We start from the raw sequence: 11,976 nt of genomic DNA on the forward strand, positions 1-11,976 counted from the left end.
AATGCATGCCTTGCTATTTAGAAAGTGGAAGACCAGAGTCAAAGGCAGGGATTGGTATGACCTGGAATGGTATATTAAAAAAGGAATTCCATTGGATGTAAATCACTTCTTAACCAGGGCAAAAGAAACCAATGACTGGCAAGAGGATAGTATTTCTAATGAACAGATTATTGAGCTTTTAGATGCCAAGATTCAATCAGTTTCTTTCCGAAGTATTAAAGAGGATGTGATTAAGTTTATCCCAAATAATGATGTATTAAAGATTTGGAGCCCTGATTATTTCAAAGATTTAATAGGCAAAATGAAATTTGAGCGGGCTTGATCATAGCAGAAGGTCAATCCAGCGCACATAATCACCACATTTATCACTACAAAAGTTCACGGCAATTCTACCGATCGTATACATTTGCACCATCAGGGCGATTAGCTCAGTTGGTTTAGAGCACTAGCTCGACAAGCTAGGGGTCGCTGGTTCGAAAGCAGTATCGCCGACAATACATTTGCTACATTTTAACCAGATAATCGGAATAATTCCGATTATCTGGTTGTTTTTTGACACGTAAACAAGAATCCGTGTAATTTCCAATTTCAGCCACACGTGTTGCTAAAGTAGCAATGAACACGTATCTTTGTTTAAAAAGCAACAATGAATACTAAATTGACATTGACTTTGGACAGAGAGGTCATTGAAATTGCCAAAGTGTACGCTAAAGAAAGAGGGCAAAGTCTTTCTGAGCTGGTTGAAAACTATTTTAAACTGGTTACTGTCAGTCGCAGAAAAGTAAGCCATAAACAACTTTCCCCTAAAGTCAGAAAGTTGAGAGGAATAATCAAGCCTGACGAAAACATCGACTACAAACAAATTCTAAGCGAAGAATTATCGAAAAAGTATGGCGTTTAAACTGTTTTTAGATTCGGATGTGGTCATTGATTTTTTCACCGATAGAGCACCTCATGCCAATCCGGCAAGCGAACTTTTTGACTTGAATGAAAAAGGCGAAGTTGTCCTGTATCTTTCTGCTGTGAGTATAAACAACATTTACTATATCGTTCGGAGATTCCTGGGACATAAGAAGTCTATTGATGTCGTGGAAACGCTGATAGAAATGACCGAAATCATCGGAACGACAAAGAATGAAGTATTGCAGGCCCTGAAAAATGATTTCAAAGATTTTGAGGATTCAGTTCAATATTCTTCAGCATTGACAATTAAAGATTTAGATGCCATTATCACCCGAAATATTAAAGACTTCAGAAATTCAAAAATCGCGGTTATGACGCCGCTGCTTTTCCTGAAAATGAAAGAAAAAAGTGAAAGCTAATCGAAATGGCCGCCCCCACTCGTCCTCGTTTGCAACGAGGATGAGCGAGATAGCCGTTTTTAGCGGCTAAAACCCAAAATTCCTTACTTTTGGTTCATGAGCGGTGATAGATATAAGATTTCAGACCAGGAAGCACCCTCTGCCCGACTCGCTACCAACGGAACTGTAATTGACCGCGAAGAGCACTACCCCTTTGGCGACAGTTCATTACGCACATTCTCCAAAAAGCGTTATCGCTACGTAGGAAAAGAAAAAGACCTTGAAAGCGGGTTTGTAAGCTCCCACAAAGAATCCATAAAACCACTCCGGTATACCAGAGCGTTAATACCAACACATGAAGTCAACTAAGCTCATCAACGGCAACCGTTTTGAATGCTATTTCCAGAACTCTCCGCTGGTGAGCGACGGCCCGGGTGAAGGGCTGATCCGCGAAGATTATGTGGCGGGTTGGTCGGGCATGCAATCTCACAATAGCAACTGCACGGCAGCTGCGTACATTTTATGGAACCAGTTTAAAAATCTGTTCCAGTTCCTTATCGGTAATGGTACTTTTTTCGGACTTGTCAAAGATGGACGTGAGGTAAACATTATTGTGAGCGACTTTCACGTAAGTAATGACTCTTGCGCCACCTGATTTACCTTTTCCTTTGGAAGCAATAGCCAGACGGATTTTATAAAAGCCGTTGCCAAGAGCCGTTCCTTGCTCCGGTTCATCGGCGAGCTTTTCAATGAGCTCAGCCAGATCATTTTTAATCGAAGGGTATTTTTTAGCCAATCGCTTGGCTTGCTTGTCAAAAAGCGGTAAGGTAGAAATACTAAAGCTCATCCAGAAGCTCTTTTGCGGGACGAGCTTTCAATTTACCTTGCTCCACCAGTTTAAGCTCGTTTACAGCTTCTTTGAGTTCTTGTAAAATCTGCTCTTTGGTAGGTTCTTGATATTCCAATGCCTCCAACTCCTTGTACTGCTTTTTAAGTGCATTCCATTCTTTAATTGGAATGTAAACTCCTGTTGCATTGCCCTTGCTGTCTTGAATAACCTGAAGTTTCATTTTTAAAAAGGGGCTTTAAGGTTTGAAGTTGCAAAACAACTCAACACAAATTTACTGAATTTGTCATGAATCGCAATCAGCGGGACAAGGAGTTTGAATACGGCCCTGCCACTTCCACAAAGAATCCGTAAAAACCACTTCGGTATACCGGAGTTTTAGAATGGAAGCTGTGAAGGGCTGCGACAGCGAAGCGAAAAATTCTCGAAATCGCAAACCGGCTCAACCATAACCTACGCCTTTGTAAGTGGTAAAACAAACAAGACGATGGCTTTGAGCATGCCGTGCCACGCACATGCACCACAGTGCCAACTCATGCCAGAAAATCCGACGCATACCTCGTTTTACCGCTGTATTTTCGCGGCAATAGTCCGTAATCAATCTGCGTTCACACCTCATCAACGATGCTCAGAAAACTACTCATACTCTTTTCAGCCTGTCTCCTGCTGTTGTTGGGTAGCCTTGTGCTGTTTATTGCCGGTGTCAACACCGGGGTATTTGGCGATTTGCCCCACAAAGATGCACTGCGGAGTATCAAACATGAAACTGCTTCGTTGGTTTACTCGGAGGACGGCCGGCTTATCGGAAAGTTTTTTGCACAAAATCGAACCAATATCGGGTTTGAAGAGTTTCCGCCCCACCTCATTCATGCACTAATAGCCACCGAAGACGCCCGGTATTTTGAGCACAAGGGAGTAGATTATCGCAGCCTGATGCGCGTTTTCTTTAAATCTCTGTTGATGCGCAATGAACGATCTGGAGGAGGAAGCACCCTCAGCCAGCAACTGGCCAAGAACCTATACGGCCGGAAGTATCATGGCCCATTGAGTCTTCCTGTGAACAAAGTAAAGGAAGCCATCCTGGCCGGACGCATTGAAGATATTTACAGCAAGGAAGAAGTCATCACGCTCTACCTCAACACCGTGCCTTTTGGAGAAAATGTCTTCGGTGTAGAGGCAGCCGCCATTCGCTTCTTCAATCGCAGCGCAAAAGACCTGAGCGTTGAGCAATCCGCAGTGTTAGTGGGAATGCTGAAAGCCAACACTTTTTACAATCCGCGCTTGTACCCCGAAAATGCACTTCGCCGACGAAATGTTGTGCTAGGGCAGATGGAAAAGTATCAATACCTGGCTGCGGATGTTTCAGATTCATTGGCTCAACTTCCCATTGGGCTCAATTACGCCGATATCAGTCGCGAGGGGCCGGCCAACTATTTTCTGGTTCGCGTAAAGCAGGAAGTGCAAAGCATTCTGCAAGACCTCAAGTTACAGTCGGGCAAATCCTATGATCTCGAAAAAGACGGCTTAATCATCACCACCACGCTCAATCATCAAATGCAACAACACGCCCTGGATGCCTTCCGCATCCATTTGAGTAGGATGCAGCCTCTGCTAAGCCAACACTACGAAGGAAAGCGAAAGGATTCTCTGGTACGAAGAGCACTCCTACGCATGAGTCAGGCCGGTATCAACACCAACCACGATGTGCGCAAACAACGTGAACTTTATAGTTGGCAAGGGCATTACAATGATTCGGTAACCGCTCTCGATAGCATTTTGCACGACCTTACCCTGCTGCATGCCGGATTGGTAGCCATACACCCGCAAACGGGCGCTATTAAAACATGGGTGGGTGGCATTGATTTCCGAACGCAGCCCTACGACCAGGTTACGGCCAAACGCCAGCTCGCATCCGCATTTAAGCCCATTTTGTTTTCAGCAGGACTGGAAGCTGGCCTCACCCCCTGCTCCTGGCTGTCGAACGATACCCTTGTTTTTAAGGATCACAACAACTGGACTCCGCGCAACTATGACCACAGTTCAGGAGGCAAATACTCCATGGCCGGCGCGTTGGCAAAATCAGCCAATTTGCCTGCGGTTTCGCTTTTACTCGAATTGGAGCGCGAAAATCTGGAAGCCTTGTGGTCACAAATGGGTTTTGCGTCGGATTTTCCCGAAGGCCCCTCGGTTGCCCTCGGTAGTGCTTCGGGAAGCGCGCTTGAGTTGTGTGTGGCATACGCAGCCATTGCGAATGGCGGGTATCGCGTAATACCTACAAGCATTGAGCAAATTTCTACTGCGGATGGTGAAATTCTGTACCAAAGACAGGCGCAGCCCGAAAGAGCTTCGGTGCTTTCTGCACAAAGTGCAATGCTCATGCAGTGGATGATGCAGAAAGTAGTCCGCACCGGAACAGCCACTTCGCTGCACTCGGTGTACGGTATTGACGAACCCATTGCGGCCAAAACCGGCACATCACAGGATTATGCCGACGCCTGGTTCGGAGCGTTCACCCCTCAACTTGTGGTGGTTTCGCGGGTAGGAGCCTCGCTGCCCGAAGTGCATTTCAGCAGTGGCCAATACGGTTCAGGGAGTAAACTGGCACTTCCATTGGTGGGGATCATGCTGCGTGAAATCCGGCAAAGCTCCGATTTAAAACACATGGTTTTTGCTCCTTTTCCTCAGTTACCTCCAGCCCTCGAAGAGATTCTTGACTGCCCGGATTACCAGGAGCCCTCAGCGATAGACTCCTTTAAGGAATTGTTTCGTTCAAAACGCACGACGGATAAACAGCAACAGCGAAAATCCGAAAGAAAGCAGCGCAATGCAGAAAAGAAAAAGGACGGGCTTTTGCAGCGACTCTTTAACAAAGACAAACGGTGAGCGGTGTGCGGCGCGCAATAGGTAGCAGATTCTCTTTCAGTTGACTATGATCGGGCAAAAACAAGCTCAACTTAACCCAACGACATCTCAAGAATCTGGTGGTGCGAGGCATGCAAAACACAGCTCCCGTTTTCGATAACCAGCACCTGGGGTGATTGGTGGATGATGTTAAAGCGCTCTGCAACCGCGTTGGATACATCGCGGTATCGCAGTAAATCAATGAAGTGAAGATCTGTATGCTCGTCCGGAGAAAAACCTTGCTCAAACTGACGCAGCACCATGCTGCTGATACCGCAACGTGTACTGTGCTTAAACAGCAACACGCGACGGGTGGCCGATAATGAAATGATGTCTTCCAGTTGTGAAACGTCAGTGAGGTGCTTCCAATTCAGGCCCTGCTCCTGCTCCGGAGAAGATCCTGCAAAAAAGCGATTGAAAAAGCTAATTAATGCCATGGTGCGACAAAGGTAGCGGATTTGATGCCTTGGTTAACAAGCCATGGGCGCGAAAAGTTTTTTGAGAGTGTGTTGCAGTTCAAAGTCAAACCTCAACCACTCAACGCCGCCTACTACCCTTTTTCCTGCCGGTTTTTTTGCGCCCGGACCCTGCGGGCTTCCGCTTTTTCTCATGAAAAGCACCGAGGTATTCGGGGTCTTCCTTTTGTTTGCGCAAATCGAGCGTACGGGCAATTTCCTGCTCTTCGTCAGGTAAGTAGGGTTGCAATACCACTGTTTCGGGCAGGGTCAGTTCGGGGATTTCCTTTTTAATGGCCTTTTCGATGCGTTTTAAAAAGTGCAGTTCCACATCGTTTACAAAGCTCAGGGCAATACCCTCTCGGGTAGCGCGGCCGGTTCGTCCCACCCGGTGAATAAAGTGCTCGGGATCTGGGCCCAACTCAAAATTAATCACGTGCGACACCTCGCTCACATCAATACCCCGTGAGGCCACATCCGTTGCCACCAAAATCCGCAATGCTCCACCACGAAAAGCCTCAAAAGCGTTGATTCTGCTTTGCTGCCCCTTGTTGGCGTGAAGAATCTTCACCACCTCGCCGTACTTGCGTTGAAGATACCTGCCAAGGTTTTCGGCTGTGGTGCGCGAGCGGGTAAAAATCAGCACCCGCTGAAACGTTTCCTCGTTGGCCAACAATTGCTCCAGCAGCATGAGCTTGGTTTTGAAATTGGGCACACGATAATAGTAGAGCGCAATGGTTTCGGTGGTTTTTTCAGAAGTGGAAATGCGAATGTCGGTAGGAAATTCCAGGAATTCCGCGCTGAGTTCTTCCACGCGTTTGGAAAAGGTAGCCGAAAAAAGCAGATTCTGCCTTTTGCGCGGAATCACCTCCAGGATAGAGCGCAATTGCGGCATAAAACCCATATCCATCAAGCGATCGGCTTCATCCAGCACCAAAGTGTGTACTTTTTTCACCACAATGGCACCCTCAAGGTAAAGGTCCATAAACCTGCCCGGGGTAGCAATAACGAGGTCCACCCCTGTTTCAATCTGCTTACGCTGCTCAGTTTTCCCTTTTCCGCCATACACCGTGGCAATGCGCAAATCGGTGTATTTGGCCAGCTCGCGCGCCATGTCATCCACCTGTATGGCCAGCTCCCTGGTGGGAACAAAAATGAGCATGCGCGGCGCATCGCCCTGTGCGTAATTGAGTTTGCGCAGCAATGGCAGGAGGTAGGCAGCGGTTTTTCCGGTACCTGTTTGGGCCACGCCAATCACATCCTGACCTGAAAAAATCACCGGAATGGCCTTGCGCTGAATCGGCGTGGGCTCAGTGTAGCCCATATCATCTACGGCCTGCAAAAACTGGCGCGTAAGTGGCAAATCCGTAAACTGAGTGTCTGACATGGTTTTCGCTTGGCGGTAAAGGTCGTTGAAAAGTTCAGCGGGTTCAAATTATATTTCTTTTTTTTGCGGTAACTCCACTGCACGAAACCATGCAAGCACAGGATTTGGATTTTAGCGATATCCGCCCTTTTCACGACGATGAGGTGCCGGCGGCCATTGAGCGCGTGCTGCAAAACAAGAGCTTTGAGAAGCTGGTAGAATTCGTGTATCCAGAAACGCCACGCGAGCAGATTTACCGCATGATGCGTTCTTGTCGCAATGTGTTCGACTTTCAAAAAAACATCTCAAGAACGGCGGTTAAAGCGGTATTGAAGCGGTCTTCGGAAGGCTTAAGCTACAGCGGCTTTCAAAACATTGACCCCCATTGCGGACACCTTTTTATCAGCAACCACCGTGATATTATTCTGGATTCTGCCATATTGAATATCAGCTTGATAGATGAAGGAATTCCGAGCACCGAAACGGCCATCGGGAGTAACCTGCTTTCATTTACCTTGGCCGAGGACCTGAGTAAGCTCAACAAAAATTTCATTGTAAAGCGAAATGTGCCGCAAAAGGAGATGTACAACAACTCGCTCAAACTATCGGCCTACATCCACAGCCGCATCGCGGAAAACACTTCGGTGTGGCTGGCTCAACGTGAAGGTCGCAGCAAAGATGGTATTGACCGTACCCAACCTGGATTGCTCAAAATGCTCACCATTGGTTTTGAAGGGGCCTACGCAGACTGCTTTCACTCGCTGCACCTGTTGCCCATGACCATTTCATACGAATTTGACCCCTGCGATTTCCTGAAAGCACGAGAGCTGAAAACGATGCGTACCGAAGGTGCATACACCAAAGGCAAAAACGAAGACCTGCAAAGCATGATAACCGGCGTGCTGGGGCGCAAGGGACGCATTCATTTGCAGGTTGGCACCCCTTTCGACGATGCCATTGAGACCCTGCGTGAAGAGCGCAATAAAAACGAAAAAATCAGGATACTCGCCGAAATCATTGACCGCCGGATTAACAGGGGTTACAAACTCTGGCCCACCAATTACATAGCTCATGATATGCTGCACGCTTCGGATCACAACCGGGAGTACTACACACCTGAGGACCGCGAGCGTTTTGAGGATTACCTCCATCACCAGCTCGCTCAATTGGATCAGCCCGATGACACCGACCGCGAAATTCTGCTAGGCATCTACGCCAACGCCGTTGATCGGGTTCGCGAAAGTCTTGGTTCGAGCAGTGCGAGCATTTAAAGTGAAATAGCTCCTTTATATTTCTCAGGGTCAAACTGCATCATTTCATCCAGCGTGCGCACTGTAACGGTGTGGTAACCCGGACGCGCGCGGGCGTAGATGCGCAAGGCCTCTTCCCTGCCCCAGTTTGAGTGATAAAGAGCCTCATACAAAGGACTCAGGAACTTGCGCCGACCCACCACGCGCAGAAAATCTTCAAGTTCTTCCAACACGTCGCGATAGCCGCGCTTCACGGCTACTTCCATCCACGCCGATTTGATTTCGGCGTTGCGGGCCTGTGTGAGGTAGAGATGCGCATCGAGTTCTTCCAATCGCTCTACTTCAATATTGGCGGGCAAATTTCGAATAAAGTGCAACCACTCGTGGGTGGTCCAGCGATCCACGGGTAAATCCTGCACAGTGATTTTGCGTTTGTACCACTCATCCAACAAACCTTCAATGGTGGTAAAACGATCTGAAACCGGCACCACAATATTGTCAGGAAGTCCGGTACCGTACACCCATTCATCAATTCCAATGCCTTCATCTCCGGATGTGAGCAACTCGGTACGCAGGTATTCCAGAAACATTTCGGTAGTGATGGACTGGAACGCGAACTCGGAGAAATAGGATTTCAAAAACCGGTCAAACCGCTCGCGGCCAACTGTCTCTTCAATCACGCGTAAAAAGTTGTAGCCCTTTTCGTAGGCTATGTCCGACATTCCTTCATCGGGGTCCTGTCCTGCAAGATCCAGTTTCAGGCGGGTAAGCGGGCTGTTATCGCCGTATTTTTCAACCGTTTCGAGCAGATCCTGAAAATCCAGCAGATTGATCATTTCCGAATAGTCAGCACCGTAAAGGTCTTCCATGATGCGCTTTTCGATGTACACCGTAAAGCCTTCATTGAGCCAGAAATCGTTCCATGTGGCATTGGTAACGAGGTTACCGCTCCACGAGTGCGCCAACTCGTGGGCAATGAGTGAAGTCAGTGATCTGTCGCCGGCAATGATGGTTGGCGTACTGAAGGTCAGTCTCGGATTTTCCATTCCACCAAACGGAAAACTCGGTGGCAACACAATGATATCGTAGCGTTCCCACGGATATGCACCGTATAGACGCTCGGCACTTTCGAGCATTCGCGGAGTATCTCCAAATTCGTACACTGCATCATCCAGCAAGGCAGGCTCGGCATACACCCCTACTCGCTCATCAACTGCCTCAAAAGCAAGCTGTCCTGCTGCCATTGAAATCAGGTAAGGCGGAATGGGCTGTTCCATGGTAAACTGGTACAAACCCGATGGATTGGGTTTTTGTGGGTTCGAAGCGCTCATCACGGCCATCATTCCCTCGGGAACCTGCACATTGGCAGTGTAGGTCAATCGAACACCAGGACTGTCCTGACAGGGAATCCAACTTCGGGCGAGAATGGCTTGACTTTGAGTGAAAAGGAAGGGGTAAATGCCGCCCAGGGTTTGCTCTGGTTGAAGCCACTGGAGAGCAGATGCGCGGGGTGATGTTTTGTAGTGAATGATCACTTTCCGCGTGTTTTTATTGAGCTGAATGGTAAGTTTCTGACCGAATTCATTGCCATGACCTATACTGTACATGACGCCGGTAGGTTGATCGTCCAGCACCACTTTCAAAATTTCGATACTGTCTATATCCAGCACCAGTTCATCGGCTCCGACTGCGCGAGAAATGTTGTAACTCGCTGCTCCGGTGATGATCTGCTCCTCGAAATCCACAAACATATCGAGGTCGAGATGGGTGGTTACTGCACGGTCGGGCCGCGAAAAGCTGTGCGGGTCTTCCACAAACACCGCGGTACGTGGTTCAGGGCTCACAGATTCAGACGAGTGGTCGGGTGACTGGCATCCGGCCAGAAAAACTATCAAAAACAGGGAAACAGTACGTAAAGAAAACATTGCTTGCGGGTTTAATGCTGCAAAGGTACGCTGAGAAAGCGTGCAGGCAGACCATATGGTCATCCTTTCGACCTGTAGCAGGCAAGTTTCGGTAAAAAAGCAGAATGGCTCTATCTGTTGGGCGCCACCGGCTGTATGAGCATCTGGACACCCTCAGGAATGAGCAAGAGGTTGTTGGAGCGGTCCACATCGGCCATTCGGTAGCTGGGATCAATTTCCACCATGCGGATGTCGGTTGCAGGGTATGGAAGGGTTACGATGTACGTGGGATTGGTCCATCGCCACGGTTCGCAGTCCACCACTTTCACATCGCTCTTGCCGTGCTTTTTACGTCCGTACATGATTTCCATGGGGATGTAGTGCAATTCGTCTTTTCCGTTTTTCTTCCTGATAACCAGCTCTACCGGCATGGGCATGCGCCCGTATCGCTCGAGGGTAATCAGCGTTTGGTTGCCTCGCTGTTCAAGTGAGCGAATGGCGTAGTCAATCACCTCTGTGGTATTCACAAAGTAATTGTGGTACCAGTCGAGTATCATGTTGGATTCTTTCTCGGCAATACGCAGAAAATCATTGGGCCTGGGGTGCTTGAATTTCCATTCGTTGAAATAGCGCAGCAACACCCTATCCAGTGTTTTCTGACCGATGATATAGCTCAATTGATGCAAATACACCTGCCCCTTATTGTAGGCGGCAATACCATAGGCGCGGTTGCTCTGGTAGTGATCACCGTGCATGGTAAGGGGGTCTTCTTCGGCGGTACCCGCAATGGAGAGATAGCCCGCATAGGCGCGCTGGTGCATCTCACGGGGTTCTTCTTCAATATCAAACAGGTGATTCATAATAATTTCACTGGCGTATGAAGTAAAACCTTCATCCATCCACGGGTACAGGAGTTCGTGTGTGGCGAGCAACATCTGGTACCAGCTGTGCATCACTTCGTGTACCGTAACTCCCACCAGGCTGCCAAAACTGCGTCGGCCGGTAATCAGTGTTGCCATGGGATACTCCATGCCGCCATCGCCACCCTGAATCACCGAATACTGCTTGTAGGGGTACTTGCCAAAGTGTTTGTTGGCGAAAGCGAAGGTCTCTGTGGTGTAGCCCGCCAGGTTGTACCAGTTTCGCACCATGGTAGAATCCACACCTTTAAAAAGGAAATGAAGCCGGAGGTCTTCGTCGGTGTCTATGTAAAAGTGATTGTACTCCGGATCGGCAGCCCACACAAAATCGTGTACCTGAGGCGCTACAAAATGCCAGGTAAGTTTATCTTTTCCAGTATGATCTACCTCCACGCCATCGTCCTGATAACCATATCCAATTTCGTTCGCGTTTTGCAAATATCCCGTGGCACCCAGTATATATTGGGCATCAATGGTGATTTTCACGTCAAAGTCGCCCCATATACCATAGAACTCGCGACCGATGTATGGGTTGGGGTGCCAGCCGTCGTGGTCGTAGTTACAAAGCTTGGGATACCACTGTGCCATAGATAGGTCTATGCCTTCTCTGCTGTTGCGGCCTGCGCGACGAATAACAGGAGGTACCTGCCCGTGAAAGTCCATTTCGAGCACCGTTTTCGCGCCGGGTAAAATGGGTTTTTTAAGGGGAACCTGAAGAATGGTTTCGCGCACGTCGAAGTCGAGCTTTTTGCCATCCTGTCTGATGGTTTTGGGCTCGAGGATGCCGTATTCGTTTGGTTCGAGTTTGCCAATTTTATCATCTACCCGACGGTCGGGATCGGGTAATTCCTGCGAGCGCACATCCATCATGCTCCCGGGCTTAAAAGCGTTGAAATACAGATGGTAAAACACCTGGTTCAGGGTGTCGGGGCTGTTGTTGGTGAAGGTGAGGATTTGCTTTCCGGAATAGGTCCAGTCCTCCACATTCATCTCCACCTCCATTTTGTAATCTACGTGCTGCTGCCAGTAGGT

General features: G+C 48.4%; 12 protein-coding genes and 1 tRNA gene. 7 read left to right on the top strand and 6 right to left on the bottom strand.

Translation table 11 applies throughout. The features are described from left to right. The 5 genes from EA392_14580 to EA392_14600 form a co-directional block, all read left to right on the top strand. Nucleotides 1-322: nucleotidyl transferase AbiEii/AbiGii toxin family protein (locus EA392_14580; protein TVR36672.1), on the top strand; the 322-nt coding region annotated here is incomplete at its 5' end. A 95-nt stretch (nt 323-417) separates the two neighbouring features. Next, nucleotides 418-495: transfer RNA gene (locus EA392_14585), tRNA-Val, on the top strand. A 151-nt stretch (nt 496-646) separates the two neighbouring features. Then, nucleotides 647-901: a hypothetical protein gene (locus EA392_14590; GenBank protein TVR36673.1), complete on the top strand. Its 255-nt coding sequence runs from the start codon at nt 647-649 to the stop codon at nt 899-901. Further along, complete coding sequence (locus EA392_14595) at nt 891-1,322, top strand: PIN domain-containing protein (GenBank protein TVR36674.1); 432 nt, start codon at nt 891-893, stop codon at nt 1,320-1,322. Before EA392_14590 ends, EA392_14595 begins: the two co-directional genes overlap by 11 nt. A 96-nt stretch (nt 1,323-1,418) precedes the next feature. Continuing rightward, nucleotides 1,419-1,670 (top strand): hypothetical protein, encoded by a 252-nt coding sequence (locus tag EA392_14600; GenBank protein TVR36675.1) that lies wholly within the window; start codon nt 1,419-1,421, stop codon nt 1,668-1,670. A 151-nt stretch (nt 1,671-1,821) separates the two neighbouring features. On the opposite strand, the gene EA392_14605 is transcribed toward EA392_14600, so the two are convergent. Beyond that, nucleotides 1,822-2,148, bottom strand: coding sequence for a hypothetical protein (locus tag EA392_14605; protein TVR36676.1), 327 nt, complete (start codon nt 2,146-2,148; stop codon nt 1,822-1,824). Continuing rightward, nucleotides 2,138-2,371: a hypothetical protein gene (locus EA392_14610; GenBank protein ID TVR36677.1), complete on the bottom strand. Its 234-nt coding sequence runs from the start codon at nt 2,369-2,371 to the stop codon at nt 2,138-2,140. The genes EA392_14605 and EA392_14610 overlap by 11 nt, the downstream gene beginning before the upstream one ends. 401 nt (nt 2,372-2,772) lie before the next feature. On the opposite strand from EA392_14610, the gene EA392_14615 reads away from it, so the two are divergent. Beyond that, a complete protein-coding gene (locus tag EA392_14615; GenBank protein ID TVR36678.1) occupies nt 2,773-5,031 on the top strand; it encodes a penicillin-binding protein in 2,259 nt (752 codons plus the stop codon). A 71-nt stretch (nt 5,032-5,102) separates the two neighbouring features. On the opposite strand, the gene ytxJ is transcribed toward EA392_14615, so the two are convergent. Both ytxJ and EA392_14625 read right to left on the bottom strand, forming a co-directional pair. Next, the gene (ytxJ, locus tag EA392_14620; GenBank protein TVR36679.1) at nt 5,103-5,486 is read right to left on the bottom strand and encodes a bacillithiol system redox-active protein YtxJ; all 384 of its coding nucleotides are present in this window, start codon (nt 5,484-5,486) and stop codon (nt 5,103-5,105) included. A gap of 100 nt (nt 5,487-5,586) precedes the next feature. After that, a complete protein-coding gene (locus EA392_14625) occupies nt 5,587-6,891 on the bottom strand; it encodes a DEAD/DEAH box helicase (protein ID TVR36680.1) in 1,305 nt (434 codons plus the stop codon). Between the two features lie 89 nt (nt 6,892-6,980). Here EA392_14625 and EA392_14630 point away from each other — a divergent pair, with 89 nt between their 5' ends. Then, complete coding sequence (locus EA392_14630) at nt 6,981-8,141, top strand: glycerol acyltransferase (protein ID TVR36681.1); 1,161 nt, start codon at nt 6,981-6,983, stop codon at nt 8,139-8,141. On the opposite strand, the gene EA392_14635 is transcribed toward EA392_14630, so the two are convergent. Further along, nucleotides 8,138-10,045 carry a M1 family peptidase gene (locus tag EA392_14635; GenBank protein TVR36682.1) on the bottom strand — a complete coding sequence of 636 codons (1,908 nt, stop codon included), beginning with the start codon at nt 10,043-10,045 and terminating at the stop codon, nt 8,138-8,140. The two genes, EA392_14630 and EA392_14635, sit on opposite strands and share 4 nt — an antisense overlap. Nucleotides 10,046-10,155: 110 nt before the next feature. Further along, a partial coding sequence (locus EA392_14640) for a M1 family peptidase (protein ID TVR36683.1) occupies nt 10,156-11,976 on the bottom strand: 1,821 nt, incomplete at its 5' end.

This window comes from Cryomorphaceae bacterium (assembly GCA_007695365.1).
Classification (GTDB): domain Bacteria; phylum Bacteroidota; class Bacteroidia; order Flavobacteriales_D; family SKUL01; genus SKUL01.

Bases quoted from the DNA above. Each gene is read 5' to 3' on its own strand.
- EA392_14610 (TVR36677.1), bottom strand. From the start codon at position 2,371: ATGAAACTTCAGGTTATTCAAGACAGCAAGGGCAATGCAACAGGAGTT.
- EA392_14595 (TVR36674.1), top strand. From the start codon at position 891: ATGGCGTTTAAACTGTTTTTAGATTCGGATGTGGTCATTGATTTTTTC.
- EA392_14625 (TVR36680.1), bottom strand. From the start codon at position 6,891: ATGTCAGACACTCAGTTTACGGATTTGCCACTTACGCGCCAGTTTTTG.
- EA392_14630 (TVR36681.1), top strand. From the start codon at position 6,981: ATGCAAGCACAGGATTTGGATTTTAGCGATATCCGCCCTTTTCACGAC.
- EA392_14605 (TVR36676.1), bottom strand. From the start codon at position 2,148: ATGAGCTTTAGTATTTCTACCTTACCGCTTTTTGACAAGCAAGCCAAG.
- EA392_14635 (TVR36682.1), bottom strand. From the start codon at position 10,045: ATGTTTTCTTTACGTACTGTTTCCCTGTTTTTGATAGTTTTTCTGGCC.
- EA392_14615 (TVR36678.1), top strand. From the start codon at position 2,773: ATGCTCAGAAAACTACTCATACTCTTTTCAGCCTGTCTCCTGCTGTTG.
- EA392_14600 (TVR36675.1), top strand. From the start codon at position 1,419: ATGAGCGGTGATAGATATAAGATTTCAGACCAGGAAGCACCCTCTGCC.
- EA392_14590 (TVR36673.1), top strand. From the start codon at position 647: ATGAATACTAAATTGACATTGACTTTGGACAGAGAGGTCATTGAAATT.
- ytxJ (TVR36679.1), bottom strand. From the start codon at position 5,486: ATGGCATTAATTAGCTTTTTCAATCGCTTTTTTGCAGGATCTTCTCCG.